This is a genomic window from Streptomyces sp. NPDC054757, from assembly GCF_053612185.1.
In genome coordinates, this window is the sequence record NZ_JBSHBW010000050.1 from 16,815 (window position 1) to 41,545 (window position 24,731).

Below are 24,731 nucleotides of genomic sequence, written 5' to 3' on the forward strand. Positions count from 1 at the left end.
CCAGGAGGCAGAAGTGAGACGTTGGAAGACGCGCGGCGCGGTCGCCGCGGTCGCGGCACTGCTGTTCGCCGGAACGGCATCTCCGGCATCAGCTGCCCTGACAACGTTGTCCAGCGCCGATCCGCCTGGTGCGCGGCTCGTCGACGACCCCGCCGACTACGTGGATCCGCTGATCGGCACCGGAAGCGGCGGCTCCACCGTCGGCGAGATCAACAACTTCCCGGGCCCCGCCACTCCGTTCGGCATGATGCAGTTCTCCCCGGACACCGTCGGCTCGTACGCCGGTTACCAGTACCACAGCGACACCCTGCGGGGATTCAGTATCGATCACGCGTCGGTGGGCTGCACCGCCTTCGGGGATGTGCCGATCCTGCCGGTGACGGGTGACATCGGCCCAGCGCCGTGGGACAGGACCGAGCACTTCTCGCACACCGGCGAGAAGGCGGAGCCGGGGTACTACGCGGTGACCCTCGCCGACTCGAAGGTGCGCGCCGAGCTCACCGCGTCGACCCGCACCGGGCTCGCGGCCTTCACCTTCCCCAAGGGGGCGGACGCCGCCCAGGTCCTGGTCAAGGGCGGGGCGAGCCTCGCCGGTGACAAGCGGGCCGACATGCACATCGTCGGCGACCGGGAGGTCACCGGTTCCGCCACCACCGGGAACTTCTGCGGGAAGGGCAACGAGTACACCGTTCACTACGCAATCACCTTCGACCGTCCCTTCACCGCCCACGGCACCTGGGACGGCAAAGCGGTGTCCCAGGGCAGCTACGCGGTGGACGCGCCCAAGGCAGGCGCCTATCTGACGTTCGGCACCACCGGGTCCAGCACCGTACGCGCCAAGATCTCCATGTCGTACGTCTCGGTGGACGGCGCCAAGGCCAATATGGCGTCCGAGGTGCCCGGCTGGAGCCTCGACAGCCTGCGCAAGCAGACCCGCGCCCGGTGGACCTCCGCGCTGCGCAAGGTCCGTGTCGCGGGCCGGGACACCGGTCAGCTGAAGACCTTCTACACCTCGCTCTACCACTCGCTGATGCACCCGAACACCTTCAACGACGTGGACGGACGCTACATCGGCTTCGACAACAGAATCCGCAAGCTGCCCGAAGGCCGTACGCAGTACGCGAACTTCTCGGACTGGGACACCTACCGCTCGCTCGCCCCGCTCCAGGCCATGCTGTGGCCCAAGGAGGCGAGCGACATGGCGCAGTCCCTGGTCAACGACGCCACACAGGGCGGCTGGTGGCCGCGCTGGCCGTTCGCCAACGGCTACACGGGCCAGATGACCGGCGACAGCTCGGTGGCCCTCATCGCCAGTCTGTACGCGTACGGGGCCCGGGACTTCGACCTCAGGACAGCACTCAAGTACCTGGTCAAGGGCGCGACCACGGTGGACAGCACACCCGGCGCCTACCAGGAGCGCCCCGGCATCGCCGACTACGTGAGGCGCGGCTACGCACCGAACAACGACGCGGCGCGCGGCGACCACCAGCGCGTCGGTGGCTCGGAAACGCTGGAGTGGGCGATCGACGACTTCTCCATCGCCCAGCTCGCGACCGCGGCCGGGGACCGGAAGACCGCCAGGACCTTCACGCTGCGCGGCCAGAACTGGCAGAACATCCTCAACCCCGCGACCGGATATCTCCAGCCGCGCGGTGAGGACGGCCGCTTCCCCGACGGGCCGGGCTTCCAGCCGCCGCCCGAGGGCAAGTTCGGCCAGGACGGCTTCGACGAGGGCAACGCCGCCCAGTACAACTGGCTCGTCCCGCAGAACACCGCGGGCCTGATCACCGCGATGGGCGGGCGCGACGCGGTGTCGCAGCGCCTGGACACGTTCTTCACGAAGCTCAACGCGGGCCCCAACGAGCCCTATATGTGGGCGGGGAACGAGATCGACTTCGGGGTGCCATGGGTCTACGACTACCTCGGTCAGCCGTGGAAGGCGCAGAAGGCCGTACGGTCCGTGGCCACCTCGCTCTTCAGCCCCACGCCGGACGGCGAGCCGGGCAACGACGACCTGGGTGCCCAGTCCTCCTGGTACGTCTGGGCCGCGCTCGGCATCTATCCCGCGACGCCCGGCACATCCGATCTGGCCGTGCACAGCCCGCTGTTCGAGCGTGCGGTGCTCGACCTGCCGGGCAAGGGGCGCGACTTGGACATCCGCGCCCCGAAGGCGTCGACGACCACTCCTTACGTCCATGATCTGACGCTCGACGGACGGGACTGGGAGCGCACCTGGCTGCCCAGGTCGGCGGTGTCCAGGGGCGGGCGGCTGGACTTCACCCTGTCCGCCACACCCGACACCCACTGGGCGACGTCGGCTTCGGCCGCGCCGCCGTCCTACCGCACGGGCGAGCGGTCCTTCCTGGCGAACGCGACGCCCAACCAGGTCACCGCGGCTCCGGGCGGCGACGGCGCCACGGTCACCGTCGACGCCCAGCGCCTCGCCGGAGCGGACCGCGCCCTGACCGTCAAGGCGTCCCCGCCGAAGGGGCTGACGGTGTCGGCGCCCACACGGCAGCTCAGGCTGGACAGGGCCACCGGGACCGGAAGCGTCGGCCTGAAGGTCGAGGCGGGGAGGGAGACGCCCGAGGGCTACTACGAGGTTCCGCTGACCGTACGCGGTTCAGGGAAGGGGAACTCCGTACGGCTGTCGGCGATCGTCCTGGTGGCGGCGGACGGCAGCCCGGCTGCCGCCTACGACAGCACCGGGATCTCCGACGACGCGGACCACGGGCAGGCCGACTTCGACGGCGCGGGCAACAGTTACTCGCGGCAGGCGCTTGCCGCCGCCGGTCTGCGGGGCGGAGCGCGGGTCGAGGTGTCGGGCACGTCGTTCGTGTGGCCCGCGGCTCCGCAGGGCCGCCCGGACAACGTGGTCGCGAACGGCCGGACGCTCGATCTCTCCCGGAGCGGCAAGGACGCGAAGCGGCTGCTGTTCGTCGGCGCGGCCACCAACGGGGATCACCAGGACAGCGCGAAGGTGACCTTCACCGACGGCAGCACCGGTACGGCTGATCTCTCGTTCGGTGACTGGACGCTGCCGGGCGGCGGTTCGGACCCCGTCCTCGGGAACACGCTGGTGGCGCGGGCCGCACACCGCAACCAGCCCGGTGGCACCGGCGGCCCGGCGGACGTCTTCGCCACCACGCCCTTCGACGTCCCGGCCGGAAAGCGGATCAGGAGCGTGACGCTGCCGAAGAATCCGCAGCTGCATGTGTTCGCGGTCGGGCTCGGCTGACCGACGGTCCTCGGGACAAGCACAGCGCCTACCGGCCCCGCCGGTAGGCGCTGCCGTCCCTGGAGCGGGTCAGCAGGCCCGCCACCACGAGATAGCGGCGCAGCGCCGCGCAGTCGTCGTGCACCGTACGCAAGGCGTCGTTGACCTCGGGCTCGGTGTACTCCCGGCCCCGCTCGAACAGGGTCTCCGCGAGGTGGCCGAGCAGCTGCTCACGGCGGGCGGCCTTGCGCGGGATCGCGGTGAGACGGCCACGGGAGAACAGCGCCATGACCCCGTGCGAACCGCTGGATGCGTTGTCGGACATGGCCGGAAGCCTTCCGCACGGAGCGCCCGCGGAGCAACGTCTTTTCGCGTTACCCGGCCGCGTTGGTCCGGTGGGCGGGGGCCTTGCCGTCCGCGCGGGCGAGCAGTGCCTCCTCCTCCTGGACCGTGTAGCCGCGGCGGATGGGCGGTTCGCCGCGTTCACGGTCCCAGGCGAGGACGTCCGCCGCGGTGGTCTCCAGCGGTGTCGCGGGCAGGCCGGCGGCGCGGGCCCTTGCCGGACTGCGTTGCTGTGAGGGCCAGTTGGGCCGGACCAGGGGGAACATCCGTGATCCGGGCTCCGGGGGCACCCGTACGGTCTCCGCTTCGGTGCCCGCGGCCCGCGCACAGGTTTCGATCAGGCCGCCGAGGGTGGTCGGCTCGGCGGGCCCGACCGCGTGGTAGACACCGGGCCGGTCGTCCATGAGCAGGCGCACCACAAGCCCGGCCAGGTCGCGGGAGTCGATGACCTGCACCGGCTGCGCCGGGTCGGCGGGCAGCGCGATCCGTCCGCCGCGTGCGGCTCTGCGCACCCAGTAGGTGAAGGTGTCCGATGGGTCGTGCGGCCCTGCGACTTTCCCGGGGCGCACGAGCGTCGCGCGGGCGCCGTACCGGGCCAGTACATCGTCCTCGCAGGCCACTTTGGAAGGGCCGTAGGTCTCGTCGTCCAGCGACTCGGTGCTGTCCACATGGCGTACGGGTGCGCGGCGCGGGGTGTCCTCGTCCGAGCCCGGCCCCACCCCCGAGCGCTGGTACACCGCGTGGCTGGAGATGAAGAGGTACCGGCCGCAGCGGTCCCCGATGGTGTCCATGGCCTGGCCGACGTGGCGCGGCACGTATCCGCTGACGTCCGCGACCGCGTCCCAGCGGCCGTCGCGCAGTGCCCCGTACTCCCCTGTGTCGCGGTCGCCGGTGAGACGGGCCGTGCCGGGGAAGAGATCGGCGCCGGTCCTCCCCCGGCCGAACAGGGTCACGTCCGCCCCATGGCGGAGTGCCTCCTCCACGATGGCGCGGCCCACGAATGACGTACCGCCGAGAACCAGAACGCATAACCGCCGAGCATACCGGCAGCCCGTACCGGCGGCCGGCCGCCGTCTCCTGATACCGGATCAGGCACCGGCGCCGTCCCCTGACAGCGGGTCAGGGAGTGTCGCCCTGCCAGTCCCACAGCAGCGCCCCGGCCGCGCGCGGGCCGTACCGCGCGTGGCCGCCGGGGCCGTGGGAGCCTATCTCCGTCGCCAGGGCCGCCCCGTCCATGAGGCGTGGGCCCGGCCAGCCGGTGACGTCGAGCAGCAGGCCGTCGAGCGGTCCGCCCACCAGCTCCCGGTAGTCGTGTCCCGGGCGCGGGCCCGGGTCCGGGTCGTCGTGGTCCGCGCCGTAGACCCGGCGCCAAGTCTGTCCGTTCATGCGGTTCAGCATCTCAGCCACCACTGACAACCGGCCGGGCCGAGCAGCGTACGGCGCGCGCCCCCTCGCTCAGCTGGGACCCGTCTCTCTCATGGGCCGGGTGCTGTACGACAGTCAGCTGACCGGAACCGCAGGGATGCCGGGGTTTTAGGTCAACCCTTCGGAATTAAGTGCGTGTGAATTCTTCCGCTGCATTGACAGAAACAACATGAACGGCGGAGCATGCGGCCATGGCAGAACCGACCGATGCCCTGCAGCGCTTGCGCAGGGCCAACGAAGCCGCCGTACTCGGTGAGCTGCGCCGCTCCGGCGCACTCAGCCGCGGCGAGCTCAAGACCAGAGTCGGTCTCTCCCGCACCACCCTGTTCGCGATCGTCTCCGACCTGCTTATGCGCAAGGCAGTCATGGAGCAGCCCGCCGCCGACTCCGCGCTGCCCCGCGGCCGCGGCAGACCCGCACTGGAGATCTCGCTCAACGCCCGCGGCGCCGAGCTGATCGGTATCGACCTCCAGCGCAACCGGATCCATGTGGTCATCGCCAACTGCGCCCATGAGGTGGTCGGCCGGTCCAGCGCCCCGCTGCCCGTGGACAGCGGTCCGGACGAGCGCGCGGCGCAGGCGATCGCGGCAGTCGAGGAGCTGGTGCGCCGGGAGGGGATCAGCCTCACGCCCATCGAGGGAATCGGCCTCGGCCTGCCCGGTTTCGTCCAGGATCCGGCGTCCGGCGACCCGGACAGCAAGACGCCGTTCGCCCAGCAGGTCGCCTCAGCACTGGGCCGCCGCTTCGGTGTTCCTGTCGTCACCGAGAACAACTCACGCCTCGCCGCCCTGGCCGAGGTCACCTGGGGTGCGGCCCGGGGCCGCGACAACACCGTCTTCCTCGCCTGGTCCGACTGGGTCGGTGGCGGGCTCGTCGTGAACGGCGTGCTGGTGCACGGCGCACACGGCGCGGCCGGCGAGATCGGCCACACCAGCTGTGATCCCGACGGGCCGCTCTGCCACTGCGGCGGCCGGGGCTGTCTGGAGGGCATCATCAGGATTCCGGCGCTGCTGGCCGCCTGCGCGGAGCGCGGGGTGGCGGCCGGGGACGCGGCCGGGCTGATCGCGCTCGCTGCCGAAGGCCGGCCGGAAGTGGCCGCCGTGATGCGCGGCGCCGCCACCACCGCCGGCCGGGTCCTCGCGGCCCTCGCCGCCCAGGTCGACCCCGAATGCATCGTGGTCTACGGCGAACCGGCCGCGCTGGACGCCCTGGTCCTGGCCCCGATCCGGGAGCAGCTCGCCGCCCTGTCCCTGCCCTCCGCCCCCCGCACCCTCACGGTCTGCGGCTCGGACCTGGGCGCCGACGCCGCCGCGCTCGGCGGGGTGGCTCTGCTGCTGCACACCACAGGACAGGATGTGGACGAGCTGCTCGGCCGCCCGGTTCCGGGCCCGGCCGCGCCGGATGAGACCGTGGCAGGCCGGCCCGGGGCGGCAGCCACCGCGGCCGGCCCCGACCACACGGAAGGTATGTGATGAGTGCGTGCTGCGGACCCGCGCGGGGTACGGCACCGGGCGCCGGGGCGACGGTCCCCTCCCCTCCCCCGGCGGACTTCGCCGTCCCCCAGCGCCGTCCCGCCGATGTGCTGCGCGGCATGGTGCCCATACCGGGGGGACCGTTCCTGATGGGCGGCGAGGACGCCGACGCGTTCCCCGCCGACGGTGAGGGGCCGGTCAGGGAGGTGAGCGTCGGCGCGTTCCACATCGACGCGGTCTGTGTCACCAACGGCAGGTTCGCCGCGTTCGTGAAAGCCACCGGATACCGCACCGAGGCCGAACTCATCGGCTGGTCCTATGTGTTCGGTGCCTCCGTACCCCCGCAGGCGCGCCATGCGGTGCTGCCGGGCACGGTCCCGGGAGCGCCCTGGTGGCGGGCGGTGGCCGGTGCGTACTGGCGCGAGCCCGAGGGCCCGGGCTCGTCGGCCGGGGACCGCCGGGGCCACCCGGTGGTCCATATGTCCTGGAACGACGCCAACGCCTACGCCCGCTGGGCCGGCAAACGGCTGCCCACCGAGGCCGAGTGGGAGAAGGCCGCCCGTGGCGGGCTGTCGGGCGCCCGCTTCCCGTGGGGCGACGAACTGACGCCGCGCGGCAGGAACCGCTGCAACATCTGGCAGGGCGACTTCCCGCTCCGCAACACCCGTCACGACGGCGGCGGTACCGATCCGGCCACCGCGTACGCCCCGAACGGCTATGGGCTCCACAACACTTCGGGCAACGTCTGGGAGTGGTGCGCCGACCGCTTCAGCGCCGACTGGCACAGCGCCGACCGCCCGGAGACACGTACCGATCCCGCCGGCCCGCCCACCGGGGAGAACAGGGTGCTGCGCGGGGGCTCGTACCTCTGCCACCGTTCGTACTGCAATCGCTACCGGGTGGCCGCCCGTACGTCGAACACACCCGACAGCACGACCGGCCACGGCGGGTTCCGCTGCGCGCTCTGACCCGATCGGCCTGTCGTCCGGTGCGCCGCCGCGCCCTGTGAGGGGGCGCGTGGTGGTCTCCCGTACGGGCCGGGGCCTCAGGCCGCCTTGCGTTCCTCGCGGGCCGCGATGGGCACATCGAGGGTGCGGGCGAGGCCGACGACCCCTTCGTCGAGGCGCTGCAGATGCCGCAGCACGCGGAAGGTGACCGTGCCCGACCGCAGGACCTCGGACGAACTGCTCTCCAGCATGGCGGCGATGCTGGCGCCGGACTCGACCTCGCCCCCGGCGTTCTCGTCCGCCACCCGCGCCGCGATCACATCGATGTTGTGGGCGATCCGGACACCGGACCGCTCCAGCCGCGGGTCGGCCGCGACGGTCTTGCTGTAGGGCACGAGCTCGGCCGTCGCGGCGAGCGAACGCGCGTGGTACGCACAGGTCTCCAGCACCGCGACCAGATAGCGGGCCGTCTGCCGGCGCACCCGCAGCGGGGTGATCGGGTGCGTCAGGGGCTGGGTGGAGCGGCGCAGGTCGTCCAGGGCGGTGTCCAGATCGCGCGCCATGTCCAGGAGGTCGGCCGGAGGTCCGCCGCTGAGCTGGGAGACGGCGGCCGACGCGACGTCCCGCAGCCGGTCGAGCACCGTGCCGAGTTCCTCGTCGGTACGGCGGTCGGTGTGCACGGGGAGCACCAGTACGGCCGCGATGACCCCGCAGGCGGCGCCGAGCGCCGTCTCCTCGATCCGCAGCACCAGGACGGAGAGGCTGTAGGTGTTGAGGAGGGTGTAGAGCAGTCCCAGCATCGCCGTGACGAAGAAGGACATCAGCGCGTAGGAGAGGGGCGCGGTGAAGAACATCCCGAAGATGAAGAGCAGGACCAGGGCGAACGCGGTCCAGGTGTGGTTGCCGACGAGCCCCGCGAGAGCGACACCGGCGACGACGCCGAGGACCGTGCCGAGCAGCCTCCGGTAGCCCTTGACGAGGATCTCGCCGGTGGACGCGGTGTTGAGGAAGACCACCCAGCAGGTCAGCACCGCCCAGTACCAGCGCTGGCTGGACAGGAACTCGCCGCCGACGATGGCGAGCGTCGAGCCGACCGCGACCTGGAACGCCGTCCGCGTGGTGCGCCGCTGGAGCCCGGTCTCGTCCTCATCGGTCTCCTCGGCGCGGGTGATGGCCACGTCCTCGGCCTCGAACTCCTCGCGGGAGCGGGTCGTCTCGGGGGTGTCGTCCGACTCGTCCTGCGGTCCGTCCAGCGCGAGCCGCAGCCCGAGCACGGAGCGCGCTGCCTCACCGAGGCCGCGGAACACGTCCTGTACGGCGAGTGAGGCCCGCGGCAGATTCTCCTCGTCCCGGTAGCCGAGCAGCCTGTTGCGCAGATGGGCCAGGGCCGTGCCGCGCTCGTCGGGGGAGAGCCGGGTCACCACCAGATGCAGCGCGTTGAGGTCCCGGCGCAGCAGGGCGGTGATCTCGTCCGTACCGCCGATGCCCGGGGCGCCGGACTGTCCGCTGCCCGGGGCGGCCGGGATCCGTGCGTTCGGCAGATGCAGGGTGAGGGTGTCGGCGCGCTCCGCCGTGCGGGCGTTGAGGAGCAGCATACCGAGGCGCTCGGCGGCGATCTCGGCGTCCGCGATCCTGCGCTGGACCAGTGCGGCCGATGCCGGGTCACGGGTGCCGGTCTCCAGCTGGCCCTGGATCATGAGGGCCGTCTGGTGGAGCCGGGCGGTACGGCCGCGCAGATCGTCGAGGACCTTGTCGAGCTGTCCGGGGGTGGCGTCGAGCACTTCTATCTGGGTGGCCACCAGCTGTGCGAGCCGGGCTCTGAAGGCTTCCCGCAGCCGGCCCAGGGTGCGCTCGGGAGTCTCGGGCACGACGGCGAACCGTACGACGGCACTGCTCACGAAGGCGATGGTCAGCGTCAGATACAGCTGGGGCAGGGTGGCGACCGTGGCGTGCACGAACAGTGAGACGAAGTAGACCTGGAAACCGATCAGGCCGAGCGCCGTGCCCCGGTCGCCGAAGCGGCGTGAGTAGACGGCGCCGAAGATCAGCACGACGAAGAAGATGTCACCGGTGATGATGCGGGCGTTGAGCAACGCCCCCAGCGACATCGAGGCGAGGGCGACGGGGAGGCCGAATCCGAGGGTGATGGCCTGCCCGCGTACGTCCTTCTCCCTGATCGCGAAGGTGGAGACCATGGCGGCCATCGCCCCGGCGACCAGGAGCGGAACGGGCGTGTGGAAGAGCGAGAGCACGATGAGCGCGAGCCCGATCGCCGCGACGGTCCGCAGCCCCGCCATCAGTCGCAGGAATCCCGGGTCGGATGCCGCGTAGCGGTCCCAGGTTCCGGTCCGTGTCCGCCGTGTTGCTGCCATCGCGCTGCCGTACTCCCCTGTTCTCCGGCCCGGGTCCGGTGTCGCCCCCCAGCATCGCATGGCCCGGTTCTCCGGGATCCGAGCAGGTCAGGGGCGGCTGGGATCGGGCAGTCCGGGGGTGCTCCCGGGCTCGGTCCGCGGGTGCGCCCTGAGGTGCCCGGCGCCTGAGCGGACCGCCCAGCCGAAGACCGCCAGCGAGACGGCGGCCACCACCGCCGAGTCGTACGGGGCGGGCAGCCTGGCCGAACCGCCGAAACTTCCCAGCCAGGACAGCAGGGTCAGCGCGGCCAGATAGAAGACCAGCCAGGCGCCGTGCCGCAGCTCGTCGCGCGGGGGCGGCCCGCCGGAGCCCCGCCGCAGGATCAGGAACAGCGGAACGCCTATCAGGACCATCGGCAGCGCGAGCCGCAGGTTGTGCCAGCCCGACCAGAAGACGAACTCACCCGCCACCATGAAACTGACGGGCGCGATCCAGCGCACTCCGGGTACCCGACCGTCGGCCCTCAGCACTCCGCGCTCCCGGTCGTGCGCCCGGAACACCGCGGCGGCGACCGCCGACGCCGCGTAGATGAGCAGATACATGTCGCCCATGACGCTGACGATGTCCTGCCAGCCGCCGAACGGCAGCATGAAGACGATGATGACCGCGAGGTTGAGCAGCAGCGCCCGGTGCGCCACTCCGGAGCGGGGGTCGATCCGCATGAAGAAGCGGGGCAGCAGGCCGTTCTTGGCCAGCGCGTAGGTGTGGCGGGCGTCGATGGCCACACCGACGTACGCCGAGCCGCCCGGCGAGAGCACCGCGTCCGCGTAGAGGAGGGTCGCGAGCCAGTGCAGGTTGAGCACCAGGGCGAGCTGGCCGAACGGCGACTCGAAGTTGACACCGCGCCAGCCGTGTCCCAGCAGGGAGTCCGGGACGGTGAAGAGGAACGCCAGCTGGAGCGCGAGGTAGACCACGACGGCGAGTGCGATCCCGGTGAGTACGGCGGCGGGCACGGTCCTGCGCGGGTTGCGGGCCTCACCGGAGAAGTCGAGGGGTGACTGGAAGCCGTTGACGGAGTAGATGATGCCGCCGCCCGCGAGGGCGGTGAGACAGGCGGCGTAGCCGTACGGTGCGAAGCCGCCGTGGTCGGTGAGGCGGCCGGAGTGGGTGCCCGAGAGGAAGAGGGCGATCACGGTGACGACGGGGATGACGACCTTGAGCAGCGACACCAGGTTGTTCACCCGTGCGAACAGGCGTACCGCGAACCAGTTGAGCGCGAACAGCAGCACACTCAGCGCGGCGGCCGCGCCGAAGCCGGTCGCGGTGAGTCTGCCTCCGCTGTAGAGACCGGGCACGTAGTGCGCCGCGTACTGCATGATGGCGCTGATCTCAGCTGCCGTACCGCCGATCGACAGCAGGACGGACCAGCCGACCACGGTGCCGACCAGCCGTCCGCTGGCGTACAGCGGCCAGCGCACGGTGCCGCCGCCCTCCGGACGGGTCGCCCCGAGCTCCACCATCACCAGCGCGACCAGAGCGCACAGCGCGCCGGCGGCGATCCAGGACAGCAGGGCGGCCGGGCCGGCGGTCTGGGCGGCGTAGAGGGCGGCGAACAGCCAGCCGGAACCGAGGATGTTGGAGAACCCGATGGAGGTCAGACCCCAGAACCCGAGGTCCTTGCGGAGCCGGTGTTCCTGGGAGAGCGCCTCCGGGACGGAACGTAACTCGGACGGCTCGTTCTCCGGCACGTGACACGTCTCCTCGCCTGGCTGCGTGATCTACGGATGCCCAGAGCGCCACACTGTAACCACGGGCACCGCCCGTACCCGCACATTCGCGCCACTGTGCGGTCGGCCGTTCGAGGGGCCGGTCGGCCGGTGGACCGGGGTGCTCGGTGGCCGGTCAGCCTGTGGGCGGGGGGTGCCCGGTGGGCGTCAGTCGTCCCGGCCGGGGGTCGCGCCGAGCGCGAGGGCGCTGTCCGGAACGCCGCCTCCCGGCACGGCCCCACCGGTCACCAGGTCCACCCACGCGCGGGCCAGCACACGGTGGCCGAAGGGCGTGGGGTGCACTCCGTCCCCGGCGACGTGCGCGGCGCCGCCCGCGCTGCGGGCCGCCTGGTTGAGCAGCCCGTCAGCCGCGAGCAGCGCGGCGTCGAACTCTTCGGCGAGCCTGCGCACCACGTGGATCCGCGGGTCGAGATCCTCCCGCCAGGCCCACTGTTCGGGGTGCACGGGGACCAGGAAGGGTTCGACCAGGAGAAGCCGGGCTCCGCAGCTGTCCCTGATGCGGGTCAGGATGTGGCGGTAGTCCTTCTCGTACGCGTCGACGGTGGTGGGGCTGCCCGCGTCGTACCGGCGCCAGGTGTCGTTGACCCCGATCATGACGGACAGCAGGTCGGGGGCGAGCGCCACGGCGTCCTTGTGCCAGCGGGCGCGCAGATCGGCGACGCGGTCTCCGCCGATACCCCGGTTGACGAAGGTGAATTCGCTGTCCGGGCGGGCCGTCCGCAGCAGGTCGGCGCTCATTCCGGCGTAGCCATGGCCGAGTTCGTCAGTGGAGTGGACCACGCGGTCCGCGTTGGTGATGCTGTCGCCCTGGAAGAGAATGGTCGCGCGGCTGGGCAGCTGAAGGGGCACAGGGACTCCGTGAGAGCGGCGAGTACGGCGGGCCGGCCCGGAGGGCCGGGTTCCACGGAAACGTACTACCGAAGCCGCGCACTGATCGAACCCGTACGGAAGACGGTGAGCGCCTGGACAACTGCGCCGTATTCGCCTCTTCCGGGTACGGGGAGGGAATCGGACAGCAGAGCCATGAGTGAATTCCTGACGCACCGAGCGCGGTGCGGAATGGCAGGCGGTTCGCGGGATCCTGAGCGTTCCCACAGGAGCCTGCTCATGCGCTCGGACACTGATTCAGCTGTCTCAGAAAACGAACGGCCCCGGCGACTGCGCCGTCGTGGCCGTGCAGTTGACCGCCACACCGAAGATGGTCATCGAAAGCGCCGTACCGCCGGTGTACGAGTCGAGGTGGTCGCCCGCTGCGACCTTCCCGGTCAGCGGGCCGATGGTGACGGCCGAACCGGCCGCGAGGTCGGGGTTCTTCGTGCCGGAGAACACCGTGGTGCCGCTGCCGTTCTTCGCGAGGGTGAGTTTCGCGGTCATGGAGTCCTTGGCGACGTGGACGGGCGTGGTCACTGCCGAGGTCAGCGTGATCGTCGCCGCCGTGCCGCTCTGGGTGGCGGTCAGGGTGGCCGAACCGCCGCCCCAGACACCGCAGTTGTACGTCGCCGTCACAGTCTGCGGCGTCACCGCTGATGCCGACGAGGTGAAGCCGAGGCCCACCACCGCCGCCGCTCCCACAGCGACCGCGGCGCGCAGGGCGGCTCTGCTGCTTCTGCTTCCGTGTCTCATGAAGTGTTCCTTCCTTCGCGTCAACTGACCTTTCGAGCGCACCGGTACCCGCCCCTTTCTCCCCCGGGTCGTCTGCCGATTTCCTGGCAGCTCTCAGAACATTTCCGGAGAGAGAATGTTTCATCTGACGGGCCGTCGGATGCCGTTGTTCATTGATGCGCGGGCGGTAAGTGATTACAAGGGACACGGCCTTGATTCTTAACGGCCGATCTCCGCGGTGGAATCAGAACTGACCTGAACAAGCCACTTCCGCCCTGACCCGGACCCAGGCCGTCCGCGGCCCGGCTCTGCGCGGTCCCCGGCCCGGCATCGGAGCGGCATCGGAGCGGTCCGGGAGCGGTCAGGGAGCAGTCCCGTGGGCGCCGCCGGTGGCGGATCCTCTCCCCTGCCGCCCATCACCCCAGGTCCAGGCATCACCGCAGGTCAAAGCTGGTGGCGTAACAAAGGCGAAATATGCTGGACGTACCTTGGGCGACCGGTGGTGAACGGCATCACCGGGTCGCGCCCCCGGGCGGCGGCGTACGGCAGGGACGGAGCGGCGACCATGGAACACACACCGCCGGGCTCTCCGGAACCCTCTCCCGCACGGCGCGCCGACCGGGCCCGCAATGTGGCCGAGGTGCTGCGGCAGCAGGCCGCCGCCGGGCTGTACCCCACCGGTTTCCTGCCGGACGAACGCCTGCTCTCGAAGGACTTCGCGGTCTCCCGCAACACGGTCCGCCAGGCGCTGCTGATCCTGCGGGACGAGGGCCTTGTCGAGCGCAGGCGGGGTGTGGGAACGGTCCTGCTCAACCGCAAGCACTCGCATCCGCTGGAACGGCTGGCCGGGCTGGCCGAGACGCTGAAGTCGCACGGCACGGTCGACAACGAGGTGCGGGCCGCGGGCACGCTCGTCCCGCCCGCGCAGGTCGCCCGGCGGCTCGCGGTGGCCGACGGCGAACCGGTAGTCCGCCTTGAGCGCCTGCGGCGGCTGGACGGCGCCCCGCTCTCCCTGGACCTCACCTATCTCCCGGTCGACATCGGGCTGCCCCTGCTGGACCTCGATCTGGAGAACCAGGACGTCTTCGCGCTCATCGAGCAGTCCTGCGGGCAGCGGCTGGGGGCCGCGGAGGTGACGGTCCAGGCCGTGAACGCCGATCCCCACACCGCCCGGATCCTGGCGGCGCCCGCGGGGACCGCCCTGTTCGCCGTGGAGCGCCTCAGCAGGCTCGCGGACGGCCGCCCCGTCGACCTGGAATTCCTCTCCGTACGCGGCGACCGGCTCACGCTCCGGGCCGATCTGCACCGCACCGCACCGGCCGCCGGCTGACGCGTCCGCTTCCGCACCCCTCTCCCCTGCCCGCTCCACCCCGACCGAGGGTGTGCTCGACGCGCCCGCCGACCAGGAGGGTCCCTTGCCCCGTCGCCCGGCCGTTCCAGAGCCTGTCCGGCCCCAGTCCCCGCCCTCGTCCGGCCGTACGGAGAGCCGTACGGACAGCCGCCGCACGGACAGCCGCCGCACGGCCGGATCGCGCGCGGCCGTTGTCGTCATGTGCCTGTGCGTCACCCTGGTGGTGGGCATGGTCTCGGCCGTCAATCTGGCGATCCCCTCACTGTCGGCGAGTTCGCTCCACCCGTCCGCGGCGGCCGTGCTCTGGGTGGTCGACGGGTATGTGGCGGTCTTCGCCTGTCTGGTCGTACCCGCGGGGGCGGTGGCCGACCGTATGGGCCGCAAGGGTGTGCTCCTCACCGGCCTGGTCCTCTTCGCTCTCGGGTGCGTGCTCGCCGCCGCGGCGCCCGATGTGGGCGTGCTGATCGCCGGGCGGATGGTCAGCGGGGTGGGGGCCGCGGCGGTCCTGCCCACCACCCTGGCGCTCATGGTCACCGGCGCCCCCGACGGCCGGCGGTCGCGGCTCATCGCCCTGTGGGCGTCCATGACGGGGCTCGCCGCCGTGCTCGGGAACGTCGGCGGCGGCGCGGCGATCCAGGGCGGGTCCTGGCGCTCCCTCTTCCTGTACGCGGCTCCCCTGGCCCTCGCGGCCCTGCTGCTGGCCGCGCTCGTCGCCCCCGCACCTCCCCGCCACACCCGGCCGGTCGGCCCGGTCAGCGCGCTGCTGCTGACCCTCGGCTTCCTGGCCCTGCTCTTCGCCGTCGTCTCCGGACCTGAACAGGACTGGGGCAGCGCACAGGTCCTGGGTGCCTTCGCAGCCGCCGTCCTCCTGCTGACCCTCTGGACCGTCCACGCACTGCGCGAGGAACACCCGATCCTCGACCCCCGGCTGCTGGCCGGCCCGGCCGTCCGGGCGGGCGCCGTGGGCATGGTCTCCGTCTTCCTCGGCATGTTCGGGCTGTTCTATCTGAACGGCCAGTACCTCCAGTACGTCAAGGGCTACTCCGCGCTGGGGGCCGGGATCCGGCTGCTGCCCATGGCCGCCGCCCTGCTGCTCGCCCCGCGCTGCACGACGGTGCTCCGGCTCCGGCTGCAGAGCCGCACCGTCATCAGCCTCGGACTGCTCGTTCTGGCCTGCGGCCTGTGCACCGTCTCGCGGGTCGGTCCCGACACCCCTTACCCGGTGTACGCACTCGGGGCGGGGCTGACCGCGGCCGGGTGCGGGCTGGCCACGCCGCTGCTCTCCGAGACCCTGATGTCGGCCCTGCCGCCGGACCGGGCGGGTCTCGGCTCCGGGCTGCAGAGCCTGACCCGCGAACTGGGCAGCGCGCTCGGGGTGGCGCTCACCGGCACCCTGATCACCGCGGGTTTCACAGCGAGGCTGCCGGCCGGGCTGCGGGGCCCGGACGCGCCCACCACCGTGGCCGGAGCGGAGGCCATGGCCGCCGGTCCGCAGCTGCACCGGGCCGTGATCACCGCCTTCACGGACTCTCTCGGCACGAGCATGCTGGTGCTGGCCGGTCTGGTCGTCGCCGCGGGCGCTCTCGTCCTCACCTGGCTGCCAGAGGAGTCACACGTACAGATCTGAGCCGCTGCGATGAGTCCGGGCCCGCACGGGAGTCGGTACAGATACGGAAGCGGACACACGACCACCGCAGGAGACTCCCATGCCCCGGATCACCCCGAATCTCTGGTTCGACACCGAGAGCGAGGAGGCCGCCGCGTTCTACGTGTCGGTGTTCCCCCGCTCGGAGATCAAGTCCGTCACGCACTACACGGCGGCAGGCCCGCGACCCGCGGGCACCGTACTGACCGTCGATTTCGTCCTGGACGGCCAGGAGTACACCGCGATCAACGGCGGTCCCCAGTTCACCTTCAGCGAAGCAGTCTCACTGATGGTCAACTGCGCCGATCAGGACGAGATCGACTACTACTGGGCCAAGCTGAGCGAGGGCGGCCAGGAAGGGCCGTGCGGCTGGCTGAAGGACAAGTACGGCGTGTCCTGGCAGGTCGCTCCCAGCGGGATGCACGAGATCCTGACCGACCCCGACCCGGCGCGCGGCGAGCGGGCGATGCGGGCCGTGTTCGGCATGAAGAAGCTCGATCTGGCCGCGATCCGCGCCGCCGCCTACGACCAGGCGTAGGGCCGGTGGTCAAGGTGCCGCCTGCCTTCAAGCACCGCAGGGCCTCCTGTCCGGCGCGGTCCGCGCCGGACAGGAGGCCGCTGTCTCAGACGGCCGGCGGGCGCCGGTAGAAGGAGCGGCCGGGCCCACGCGCCATCCGGTATCCGGCGACACCCGCGAGGGCGCCCAGGATGCCGCCGCCCACGGTCCAGAGCCAGCGGTCCGACCACCAGCCGGACGACCAGCCGTCCTCCGGCTCGGCGGCGATGCCGGCGGGCGCCGCGTCCGAGGAACCGTCCGCCTCGGACCGGTCGGAGCCGGCCGACGGGTCCGCCGTGGACGACGCGGCCGACGATGTGGACGAGGACACGTCCGGGGCCGTGACCGCCGTCAGCGGGGACGACAGCGAACCGTCCACGGCGTGTGCCCCGCCGCTGTCGGACGAGGTGGCCACGACATCGGCTCGCACCGGCAGTCCGAGGTCCTCCTGCGGGAGGCTGGTGACGGTCAGCCGGATGTAGTAGCTCCCCGGCAGCGGGTCGTTGGCCCAGGGTTCCGCCCAGGACCGGACCGTCCGCAGATGGCAGGTCATGGTCACGGTGGCCGCGTCCGCCGCGGCCACCCGGGTCTGGCTCCCGTACCGGCACGACTGCCGCCTGCGCAGCCCGTCGTAGACGTCGAGCTGCCAGGTCGACGCGCCGTGGCGGGCCGCGGCCTCCGGCAGCTTCACCGTGGCGTCGACCGTGGCCGACTGGCCCGCGTCGGCGGGAAAGACCCAGTACAGATAGTCGCCCGTCGAGGCGTTCGCGGTGGCGTGCCGGCCCTGCTGGATGGCGGTCGCCGTACGGAATGCCGTACCCGCCTGGGACGGCGCGGAGTTGCCGTCACCCGAGGAGGACGAGGACGGCGAGGGGGTCTCCGTGTCGGCCGCGGCGGCGCCGGCCCCGCCGATGAGCGCCAGACCCGCGAGTACGGTGAGCGGAAGTATGCGTCGGATCCGCATCAGTCGGTCCTCCCGGCGAAGCGCAGACGTGAGATCCAGCCCCAGAGCACACCCGACACCAGGCCGGTGAGTACGAGGACGCCGAGCAGCCACCAGCCGCGGCCCAGCCCGAAGGCGGCCACGTCGGACGCGTCGTCAGGTGCGTCCACGACGGCGATGTTCAGTTCGACGGGCAGGCCGGGCGTGGTCTTGACCGATGACGGCGCCGAGAAGGAGTTGCCGACCTTGAGGCAGACGGTCTCCGCTGTGTTGTCGGCGTTGTGGGCGTCGTCGGAATCGACGGCCGGCTTCGGGTAGCGCAGCCCCGTGGAGATGGCGTCGGTGCGCCCGGTGCCGGACTCCTGGCCCCGTACGATCTCCCGGCCGTTGACGGTCAGCGCCCTGAGCAGTACGCCGTAGTCGTTGTTGACGGCGCGGTCGGCGGCGACGCTGACGGATGCGCGCAGTTCCTGCCCCGGGCGGACGTCCACCCGGTACCAGCGGTGCTCGGCGAACCTCTCCCGGTCGCTGTAGAGCCCGGCCTTGAGCTGCGGGGCGTCCGTGCAGGTGTCCGCGCCCTCGGTGGCCACGGGGGTGGCGACCGGGTCAGCGGCGCGGTCCACCAACTGCGTGACGCGCCCGGAGAGTTCATTGGTGTGGCGCACGGAGGTGTACGTACCGCCGGTGGCCTCGGCGATGCAGGTCAGCTGCTTGCGGGTCTTGGCGTCGGGCACCAGGCCCAGTGTGTCGATGACGAGGTGGATGCCCTGGGCCGCGATGTCGCGTGCCACGACGCACGGGTCGAGCGGTGCACAGGTGTCCTCGCCGTCGCTGATGAGGACGATACGGCGGGTCGCTTCACCGCCCTTGAGGTCCCGGGCCGCCGCCTGCAGGGCGGGGCCGATGGGTGTCCAGCCGGTCGGCGCGAGGGTCGCGACCGCGGTCTTGGCCTCGGTCCGGTCGAGCTGTCCGACCGGGTAGAGCTGACGGGTGTCCTTGCACCCGGTCCTGCGGTCGTTGCCGGGGTAGTTGGCACCCAGCGTGCGTATGCCGAGCTGCACCTGCTCGGGCACCGCGTCGAGCACTTCGTTGAACGCCTGCTTCGCCGCCGTCATCCGCGAGCCGCCGTCGATGTCGCGCGTCCGCATCGAGCCGCTGACGTCGAGCACCAGCTCGACCTTGGGCGAAGGTGTGCCGGACGGTTCATCGGCGGCGGCGCCGGTGGGGAAGGTTCCGACGACCAGGGCAGCCAGGAGCGTGCACACCCCGGCCGCCAGCCGTTTTCTCATGATCATCACCGGATCGTACGGAGCCTCCCCCCATATCTCCAAAACGGTTGCTGGGACGGGGAGTTCGGCCTGCCCGCCCCTGGCACGCCGAATCCGTACGAGGCCCCGGAAGCCGGTGCGAACCGGTTACGCCAGGACGAGAACGGCTGCCGTGGCCGCGCCCAGCGAGGCACCCGCGAGGGTCTGCGCGACGGAGTGGTAGGCGAGCGCGACCCGGGACCAGCAGACCGCGGCCACCAGGACGTATCCGGTGATCCACCACGGCGTGTGGACGGCGGCCAGCATCGCGACGACCGCGGAAGCCACCGCCGCGTCCACACTGATCTTCCAGACCGTGTTGACCGCGAGCAGAACGACGGTCATCGCCCAGAGGGCGAGCATGGCCAGCAGGATGCCCCGGGGCGCGCCGCCGGCGGTCATCAGGGCAGCGCCGGTCCCGACCGATCCGAGGATGACGAGGAAGATCGGGGCGCGCTGCCTGCGGTCGACCACATGCCGGTCGCCCCAGGTACCGCGCCGGCGCTCCCACTCGATGTACGCGGCGGGTACCAGCCCCGCGCACACCGCGCCGAGCAGCCCCCAGGGGACGCCGGTCCAGTCCCCCGCCGCCGCGACGCCGATACCGGGCATGCCCACCAGCAGAACGTTGCGCGGCTGGAATACGTCGGTGACCGTACGGGCCACGGCCGTACCGGTCGTGCGGCGCTCCGCCCCGGCACGGCCCGATGAGCGGTCCCGCACGGCGTCGGTGTCGGTGTCGGTGTCGGTGTCGGTCGTCATGGATCCGCACGATACCCGGCGGCGGTGGCGGCTTCCGAGGGCGTGGGACCGGGCCGACGGCGCTCTTCCGGGCGCGATCCGTCCGGTCATGGGTGCCCCTTCGTGGTGTTCAGCAGGCGGACTCTCCCCGGGCCCGCGAAGATGGGTGTGCCAGGCAGCGGTCAGGGCGCGATTCACACGTGCCGTCACCCGTCCCACGGGGCAGGCGGGGAGGGTACGACCGTGCAGACCTGAGAAGGGACGAACACCGTGGGACGACCCAGGATTCTCGTAGTGGGCGCCGGATTCGCCGGAGTGGAGTGCGTACGCCGTCTGGAGCGGCGGCTCATTCCGGGAGAGGCGGAGATCGCGCTGGTGGCGCCCTTCTCCTACCAGCTCTATCTTCCGTTGCTGCCCCAGGTCGCCTCCGGCGTCCTCACCCCGCAGTCGGTGGCCGTGTCGCTGCGCCGGAGCCAGAAGCACCGCACCCGGATCATTCCCGGCGGGGCCATCGGGGTCGACACCAAGGCGAAGGTGTGCGTCATCCGCAAGATCACCGGTGAGATCGTCAATGAGCGCTACGACCAGATCGTGCTCTCGCCGGGCAGCATCACCCGTACGTTCGACATCCCAGGTCTCCTCGACAACGCGCGGGGCATGAAGACCCTGGCCGAGGCCGCGTACATCCGCGACCATGTGATCGCCCAGCTGGACCTGGCGGACGCCAGCCAGGACGAGGCGGAGCGGGAGTCGCGGCTCCAGTTCGTGGTGGTCGGCGGCGGCTACGCGGGCACCGAGACGGCGGCCTGTCTGCAGCGCCTCACGACGAACGCCGTGAAGCACTATCCGCACATCGATCCGAAGCTGGTCAAATGGCATCTGATCGACATCGCGCCGAAGCTGATGCCGGAGCTGGGCGACAAACTCGGGCAGAGCGCTCTGGAGATCCTGCGCGGGCGCGGTATCGAGGTCTCGCTCGGGGTGTCGATCGCCGAGGCCGGCCCGGACAAGGTGACGTTCACCGACGGCCGGGTCCTGCCGTGCCGCACCCTGATCTGGACCGCGGGTGTCGCGGCGAGTCCGCTGGTCGGCACGGTGGGCGCCGAGACCGTACGCGGACGTCTCGCGGTGACACCCGAGATGAACGTCCCCGGGCTCGACGGTGTCTACGCCCTCGGCGACGCGGCCGCCGTACCGGATCTCGTCAAGGGGGGCGACGCGGTCTGCCCGCCCACCGCACAGCACTCGATGCGCCAGGGCCGGAAACTCGCTGACAACATCGTGGCCTCGCTGCGCCGCCGGCCACTCCAGCCCTACGTCCACAAGGACCTGGGGCTCGTGGTCGACCTGGGCGGCAGGGACGCGGTGTCGAAGCCGCTGGGAATCGAGCTGCGCGGTGTCTCGGCGCAGGCCGTGGCCCGGGGTTACCACTGGTCGGCGCTGCGCACCAATGTCGCCAAGACCCGGGTGATGACCAACTGGATGATCAACGCCATCGCCGGGGACGATTTCGTACGCACCGGTTTCCAGTCGCAGAAGCCCGCCACGCTGCGGGACTTCGAGTACACGGACGCGTATCTCACTCCGGAGCAGGTGCGCGAGCACACCGCGTCGATGACCGCCCACGGCTGACCCACCCCGGGTCCGGACGCCGCTTCCGGGCTATGCGTCGCGCTCCGAGCCGTGCCGGTGCCTGGCACGGCTCGGCTGCACGCGGGTGGGCTCGCCCGGCATCTTCGGGTACTCGGGCGGATACGGCAGGTCGCCCAGGCCGCGGTCCCGCTCGTCCTTGTCGGCCAGTTCCAGCAGCGCGTCGAGACGGAAGCGGTGGTCGTCCATGTCCGCGTGCACATCGCCGGTGCGGGAGTAGCGGTCCCGCATGGAGGCGATGTCGAAGTCGGCGGGGCGCGCGCTGTCGACCTCGTCCCAGCGCAGCGGCGCCGAGACCTGGGCGCGCGGGTGCGGGCGGACCGAGTAGGCGGAGGCGATGGTGCGGTCGCGGGCCGTCTGGTTGAAGTCGACGAAGATGCGTTCGCCCCGCTCCTCCTTCCACCAGGCGGTGGTCACCCGGTCCGGCATCCGGCGCTCCAGCTCGCGGGCGCACGCGATGACGGCCCGGCGCACCTCGGTGAAGGTCCAGCGGGGCTCGATGGGTACGAAGAGGTGGAGTCCCCGGCCGCCGGACGTCTTGGGCCACCCGCGCAGTCCGCCGAAGTCATCGAGCACGGCGCGCAGTTCATGGGCCGCGCGCACGGCGTCGGTGAAGTCGGTGCCGGGCTGCGGGTCGAGGTCGATCCGGAGTTCGTCCGGGTGGTCCGGATCCTGGCGGCGCACCGGCCACGGGTGGAAGGTGAAGGTCGCGAACTGCGCGGCCCAGAGCACCGCGGCCGGCTCAGTGGGGCACATCTCGTCCGCGGTCCGGCCGCTGGGGAACGTGATGGTGCCGGTGGGGATCCAGTCCGGGAGGTTCTTCGGGGCACGCTTCTGGTAGAAGGACTCGCCGTCCAGCCCGTCCGGGTACCGCTGGAGTGTGGTGGGGCGGTCCCGCAGCGCGCGGGTGATGCCCGCGCCGACCTCGATGTAGTACTGGGCGAGATCGAGCTTCGTGAAGCCCCGCTCCGGAAAGTAGACCTTGTCGGGACTGGAGAGCCGTACGGTCCGCTCCCCCGCTCTCAGCTCCACTGCTGCACCCATGCGCGTCACGCTAGGCGCAGGCCGCGTACTTCGCATATCGGGCGGGGAGCGGTCTGCGGCCGCAGAATCCGAGTATGGATCTGCCTGTTCTGCCGCCCGTCAGGCCCATGCTGGCCAAGTCCGTGAAGAAGATCCCGCCCGGTATGCAGTACGAGGGGAAGTGGGACGGTTTCCGGGCGATCGTCTTCCGGGACGGCCCGGAGGCCGAGCTGACCAGCCGTACGGGCAAACCGCTCACCCGGTACTTCCCGGAGCTCGTTGACGCGCTGCGGGACAATCTGCCCCAGCGGTGCGTCCTGGACGGCGAGATCGTCATCACCCGGGACGGCAGGCTCGACTTCGACGCGCTCACCGAGCGGATCCATCCCGCGGCCTCCCGGGTGCGGCTGCTCGCGGAGCGGACCCCCGCGTCGTTCATCGCGTTCGACCTGCTGGCCGTGGGCGACGAGTCGCTGATGGCGACGGGCCAGGGCGTCCGGCGCGAGCGGCTGGTCTCGGCGCTGGCCGCGGCGGGGCCGCCGGTGCATGTCGCGCCCGCCACGACCGACGCCTCGGTGGCCGGTGACTGGTTCCGCTCCTTCGAGGGGGCGGGGCTCGACGGCGTGGTGGCGAAGCCTCTCGGCCTGCCGTATCTGCCCAACGAGCGCGCGATGTACAAGATCAAGCACGAACGCACGGCCGACACGGTGGTGGCGGGCTACCGGCTGCACCGGTCCGGCCCGGTCGTCGGGTCGCTGCTGCTGGGCCTGTACGACAGCGAGGGCGTACTCCAGCACGTCGGTGTCTGTGCGGCGTTCTCCATGAAGCGGCGCGCGGAACTCGTCACTGAGCTGGAGCCCCTGCGCATGGAGTCGGCCGACGGGCACCCCTGGGCGGCATGGACGCAGGAGACGGCGCACGAGACGGCGCGGCTGCCGGGAGCCCCCAGCCGGTGGAGCGGCAAGAAGGATCTGTCGTGGATCCCGCTGCGGCCCGAGCGGGTGCTGGAGGTGGCGTACGACCACATGGAGAACGGTGTGCGGTTCCGGCACACCACCCAGTGGCGCCGGTGGCGCCCGGACCGGTCCCCGTGGAGCTGCACCTACGCCCAGCTCGAAGAACCGGCCGGTCCGGCGCTGGCGGACGTTCTCGACGCCTGATCCTGCCGATGGCGCGCCCGGAGACGTGTCCCGGAGCCATGCCCCCAAAGCCGCGCCACCCAGGTGCCTCGCGGACCGGCACCCGGCAGGTACTTGCAGGCGCTGCTTAATCGCTGGCGCGTTAAGCTGGTGAGCGCGGAGAGCGCCGACACCCCGGGCCGACACCCGCCCAGGATGCTCCCGCCCGAGGAGGCCCCGATGACCGCGACCGACCCGGCGATGACCGCCCTGAGCCAGAGCTGGTGCGCCCTCTCCCTTCTGCACGGAAGGATCGAGGCGCATATCGAGCGCGCGCTCCAGACGGGCCACGGGCTGAGCGTGCGTGAATACTCGCTGCTCGACGTTCTGAGCCGCCAGCACGACGGGGAGGGCGGCCATCTGCAGATGAAGCAGGTCGCCGACGCGGTGGTCCTCAGCCACTCCGCCACGACCCGGCTCGTCACCCGCCTGGAGGACCGGGGGCTGCTCGCCAGATATCTCTGCCCCACCGACCGGCGCGGCATCTACACCGATGTGACCGCCGACGGGGCACTGCTCCTCGCACGGGCCCGCCCCACCAACGACGCGGCTCTGCGCGCCGCTCTCGACCGGGCGGCGGCCGACCCGGAGCTGGCCCCGCTGGTCAGAGCGGTCGAGGCGCTGGAACCCGTGAGGGCGTCGGCAGCCGGGGCGCCGGCGGGTGAAGCAACCGTCATTTAATTCCCGTCGGCCGGAATAACGGCACCATGTGTTGATTTCCCACGATCCGGACACGCGCGGAGAAAATCTTCCCCGCGTCGTGGTGCTCAGCGTGCTAGTGTCGTTACCAGTTGCAGTTGTGGTTCCCAAAGACTTCAAGTGCTCTCACTGGCTTTCGGTGCCGGTGGGCGCACTTTTGTATTTTCGGAGTATTCCGGACGTGGTAATCATCGCAGCGACGTGGGGTTCGCACAGTGCGGGCCTCCGGGCATTTTTGCCACTAAGGAGAGATTCACATGGCTGCTGGCACCGTTAAGTGGTTCAACGCGGAAAAGGGCTTCGGCTTCATCGAGCAGGAGGGTGGCGGCGCCGACGTCTTCGCCCACTACTCCAACATCAACGCCTCGGGCTTCCGCGAGCTCCAGGAAGGCCAGAAGGTGACCTTCGACGTCACGCAGGGCCAGAAGGGCCCGCAGGCCGAGAACATCGTTCCCGCCTGACGCACCACACAAGCTGGGGCCCGCACCTTGGGG

The 24,731-nt window shown here is 71.3% G+C and carries 21 protein-coding genes; 10 read left to right on the forward strand and 11 right to left on the reverse strand.

Annotated elements, in window-relative coordinates; genetic code table 11:
• Nucleotides 1–13: 13 nt before the first annotated feature.
• A complete protein-coding gene (locus ACWGKJ_RS33915) occupies nt 14–3,238 on the forward strand; it encodes a GH92 family glycosyl hydrolase (protein WP_385030877.1) in 3,225 nt (1,074 codons plus the stop codon).
• Nucleotides 3,239–3,266: 28 nt separating this feature from the next.
• Here the strand turns inward: ACWGKJ_RS33915 and ACWGKJ_RS33920 are convergent, their stop codons facing one another.
• From ACWGKJ_RS33920 to ACWGKJ_RS33930, 3 genes are read right to left on the reverse strand one after another with little or no spacing between them, the layout of a single operon-like run.
• Complete coding sequence (locus ACWGKJ_RS33920) at nt 3,267–3,542, reverse strand: DUF2087 domain-containing protein (RefSeq protein WP_385030874.1); 276 nt, start codon at nt 3,540–3,542, stop codon at nt 3,267–3,269.
• A gap of 49 nt (nt 3,543–3,591) precedes the next feature.
• A complete protein-coding gene (locus ACWGKJ_RS33925; protein ID WP_453315900.1) occupies nt 3,592–4,641 on the reverse strand; it encodes an NAD-dependent epimerase/dehydratase family protein in 1,050 nt (349 codons plus the stop codon).
• Nucleotides 4,642–4,678: 37 nt separating this feature from the next.
• The gene (locus tag ACWGKJ_RS33930) at nt 4,679–4,945 is read right to left on the reverse strand and encodes a hypothetical protein (RefSeq protein ID WP_385030871.1); all 267 of its coding nucleotides are present in this window, start codon (nt 4,943–4,945) and stop codon (nt 4,679–4,681) included.
• A gap of 230 nt (nt 4,946–5,175) precedes the next feature.
• On the opposite strand from ACWGKJ_RS33930, the gene ACWGKJ_RS33935 reads away from it, so the two are divergent.
• Nucleotides 5,176–6,456: an ROK family protein gene (locus ACWGKJ_RS33935; protein ID WP_385030868.1), complete on the forward strand. Its 1,281-nt coding sequence runs from the start codon at nt 5,176–5,178 to the stop codon at nt 6,454–6,456.
• On the forward strand, nt 6,456–7,424 hold the full coding sequence (locus ACWGKJ_RS33940) for a formylglycine-generating enzyme family protein (protein ID WP_385030865.1): 969 nt from the start codon (nt 6,456–6,458) through the stop codon (nt 7,422–7,424). The genes ACWGKJ_RS33935 and ACWGKJ_RS33940 overlap by 1 nt, the downstream gene beginning before the upstream one ends.
• A gap of 77 nt (nt 7,425–7,501) precedes the next feature.
• Here the strand turns inward: ACWGKJ_RS33940 and ACWGKJ_RS33945 are convergent, their stop codons facing one another.
• The 4 genes from ACWGKJ_RS33945 to ACWGKJ_RS33960 form a co-directional block, all read right to left on the reverse strand.
• Nucleotides 7,502–9,775 carry an FUSC family protein gene (locus ACWGKJ_RS33945; RefSeq protein WP_385030862.1) on the reverse strand — a complete coding sequence of 758 codons (2,274 nt, stop codon included), beginning with the start codon at nt 9,773–9,775 and terminating at the stop codon, nt 7,502–7,504.
• 87 nt (nt 9,776–9,862) lie between these two features.
• A complete protein-coding gene (locus ACWGKJ_RS33950) occupies nt 9,863–11,503 on the reverse strand; it encodes an APC family permease (RefSeq protein WP_385030859.1) in 1,641 nt (546 codons plus the stop codon).
• A 186-nt stretch (nt 11,504–11,689) separates the two neighbouring features.
• Nucleotides 11,690–12,391 (reverse strand): SGNH/GDSL hydrolase family protein, encoded by a 702-nt coding sequence (locus ACWGKJ_RS33955; protein WP_385030856.1) that lies wholly within the window; start codon nt 12,389–12,391, stop codon nt 11,690–11,692.
• A gap of 285 nt (nt 12,392–12,676) precedes the next feature.
• On the reverse strand, nt 12,677–13,165 hold the full coding sequence (locus ACWGKJ_RS33960) for a hypothetical protein (RefSeq protein WP_385030854.1): 489 nt from the start codon (nt 13,163–13,165) through the stop codon (nt 12,677–12,679).
• Nucleotides 13,166–13,709: 544 nt separating this feature from the next.
• Here ACWGKJ_RS33960 and ACWGKJ_RS33965 point away from each other — a divergent pair.
• The 3 genes from ACWGKJ_RS33965 (at nt 13,710) to ACWGKJ_RS33975 (ending at nt 16,678) form a co-directional block, all read left to right on the forward strand.
• Nucleotides 13,710–14,474: a GntR family transcriptional regulator gene (locus tag ACWGKJ_RS33965; protein WP_385030852.1), complete on the forward strand. Its 765-nt coding sequence runs from the start codon at nt 13,710–13,712 to the stop codon at nt 14,472–14,474.
• Nucleotides 14,475–14,559: 85 nt separating this feature from the next.
• A complete protein-coding gene (locus ACWGKJ_RS33970; protein ID WP_385030849.1) occupies nt 14,560–16,122 on the forward strand; it encodes an MFS transporter in 1,563 nt (520 codons plus the stop codon).
• A gap of 79 nt (nt 16,123–16,201) precedes the next feature.
• Nucleotides 16,202–16,678, forward strand: a complete 477-nt coding sequence (locus ACWGKJ_RS33975; RefSeq protein ID WP_385030846.1) for a VOC family protein — start codon at nt 16,202–16,204, stop codon at nt 16,676–16,678.
• Between the two features lie 85 nt (nt 16,679–16,763).
• Here the strand turns inward: ACWGKJ_RS33975 and ACWGKJ_RS33980 are convergent, their stop codons facing one another.
• From ACWGKJ_RS33980 to ACWGKJ_RS33990, 3 genes are all read right to left on the reverse strand, one after another.
• The gene (locus ACWGKJ_RS33980; RefSeq protein ID WP_385030843.1) at nt 16,764–17,660 is read right to left on the reverse strand and encodes a hypothetical protein; all 897 of its coding nucleotides are present in this window, start codon (nt 17,658–17,660) and stop codon (nt 16,764–16,766) included.
• On the reverse strand, nt 17,660–18,934 hold the full coding sequence (locus ACWGKJ_RS33985; protein ID WP_385030840.1) for a VWA domain-containing protein: 1,275 nt from the start codon (nt 18,932–18,934) through the stop codon (nt 17,660–17,662). The genes ACWGKJ_RS33980 and ACWGKJ_RS33985 overlap by 1 nt, the downstream gene beginning before the upstream one ends.
• A 120-nt stretch (nt 18,935–19,054) precedes the next feature.
• Nucleotides 19,055–19,708 (reverse strand): phosphatase PAP2 family protein, encoded by a 654-nt coding sequence (locus ACWGKJ_RS33990; RefSeq protein WP_385030837.1) that lies wholly within the window; start codon nt 19,706–19,708, stop codon nt 19,055–19,057.
• Nucleotides 19,709–19,957: 249 nt separating this feature from the next.
• Here ACWGKJ_RS33990 and ACWGKJ_RS33995 point away from each other — a divergent pair, with 249 nt between their 5' ends.
• Nucleotides 19,958–21,319: an NAD(P)/FAD-dependent oxidoreductase gene (locus tag ACWGKJ_RS33995; protein WP_385030834.1), complete on the forward strand. Its 1,362-nt coding sequence runs from the start codon at nt 19,958–19,960 to the stop codon at nt 21,317–21,319.
• Between the two features lie 30 nt (nt 21,320–21,349).
• Here the strand turns inward: ACWGKJ_RS33995 and ligD are convergent, their stop codons facing one another.
• Nucleotides 21,350–22,381, reverse strand: coding sequence for a non-homologous end-joining DNA ligase (ligD, locus tag ACWGKJ_RS34000; protein WP_385030831.1), 1,032 nt, complete (start codon nt 22,379–22,381; stop codon nt 21,350–21,352).
• Nucleotides 22,382–22,455: 74 nt separating this feature from the next.
• Between ligD and ACWGKJ_RS34005 the strand changes: the two genes are divergently transcribed.
• The 3 genes from ACWGKJ_RS34005 to ACWGKJ_RS34015 all read left to right on the forward strand — a co-directional run bounded on the left by ACWGKJ_RS34005 (nt 22,456) and on the right by ACWGKJ_RS34015 (nt 24,698).
• Nucleotides 22,456–23,520 carry an ATP-dependent DNA ligase gene (locus ACWGKJ_RS34005; RefSeq protein ID WP_385030828.1) on the forward strand — a complete coding sequence of 355 codons (1,065 nt, stop codon included), beginning with the start codon at nt 22,456–22,458 and terminating at the stop codon, nt 23,518–23,520.
• Between the two features lie 198 nt (nt 23,521–23,718).
• Nucleotides 23,719–24,219: a MarR family winged helix-turn-helix transcriptional regulator gene (locus ACWGKJ_RS34010; RefSeq protein ID WP_385030825.1), complete on the forward strand. Its 501-nt coding sequence runs from the start codon at nt 23,719–23,721 to the stop codon at nt 24,217–24,219.
• Between the two features lie 275 nt (nt 24,220–24,494).
• Nucleotides 24,495–24,698, forward strand: a complete 204-nt coding sequence (locus ACWGKJ_RS34015; RefSeq protein WP_385030822.1) for a cold-shock protein — start codon at nt 24,495–24,497, stop codon at nt 24,696–24,698.
• Nucleotides 24,699–24,731 lie beyond the last annotated feature (33 nt).

Excerpts from the sequence above, each read along its gene's own strand:
- ACWGKJ_RS33920 (WP_385030874.1), bottom strand. The coding sequence starts at position 3,542 with ATGTCCGACAACGCATCCAGCGGTTCGCACGGGGTCATGGCGCTGTTC.
- ACWGKJ_RS33930 (WP_385030871.1), bottom strand. The coding sequence starts at position 4,945 with ATGAACGGACAGACTTGGCGCCGGGTCTACGGCGCGGACCACGACGAC.
- ACWGKJ_RS33935 (WP_385030868.1), top strand. The coding sequence starts at position 5,176 with ATGGCAGAACCGACCGATGCCCTGCAGCGCTTGCGCAGGGCCAACGAA.
- ACWGKJ_RS33940 (WP_385030865.1), top strand. The coding sequence starts at position 6,456 with ATGAGTGCGTGCTGCGGACCCGCGCGGGGTACGGCACCGGGCGCCGGG.
- ACWGKJ_RS33945 (WP_385030862.1), bottom strand. The coding sequence starts at position 9,775 with ATGGCAGCAACACGGCGGACACGGACCGGAACCTGGGACCGCTACGCG.
- ACWGKJ_RS33960 (WP_385030854.1), bottom strand. The coding sequence starts at position 13,165 with ATGAGACACGGAAGCAGAAGCAGCAGAGCCGCCCTGCGCGCCGCGGTC.
- ACWGKJ_RS33965 (WP_385030852.1), top strand. The coding sequence starts at position 13,710 with ATGGAACACACACCGCCGGGCTCTCCGGAACCCTCTCCCGCACGGCGC.
- ACWGKJ_RS33975 (WP_385030846.1), top strand. The coding sequence starts at position 16,202 with ATGCCCCGGATCACCCCGAATCTCTGGTTCGACACCGAGAGCGAGGAG.
- ACWGKJ_RS33980 (WP_385030843.1), bottom strand. The coding sequence starts at position 17,660 with ATGCGGATCCGACGCATACTTCCGCTCACCGTACTCGCGGGTCTGGCG.
- ACWGKJ_RS33985 (WP_385030840.1), bottom strand. The coding sequence starts at position 18,934 with ATGATCATGAGAAAACGGCTGGCGGCCGGGGTGTGCACGCTCCTGGCT.
- ACWGKJ_RS33990 (WP_385030837.1), bottom strand. The coding sequence starts at position 19,708 with ATGACGACCGACACCGACACCGACACCGACACCGACGCCGTGCGGGAC.
- ligD (WP_385030831.1), bottom strand. The coding sequence starts at position 22,381 with ATGGGTGCAGCAGTGGAGCTGAGAGCGGGGGAGCGGACCGTACGGCTC.
- ACWGKJ_RS34005 (WP_385030828.1), top strand. The coding sequence starts at position 22,456 with ATGGATCTGCCTGTTCTGCCGCCCGTCAGGCCCATGCTGGCCAAGTCC.
- ACWGKJ_RS34010 (WP_385030825.1), top strand. The coding sequence starts at position 23,719 with ATGACCGCGACCGACCCGGCGATGACCGCCCTGAGCCAGAGCTGGTGC.
- ACWGKJ_RS34015 (WP_385030822.1), top strand. The coding sequence starts at position 24,495 with ATGGCTGCTGGCACCGTTAAGTGGTTCAACGCGGAAAAGGGCTTCGGC.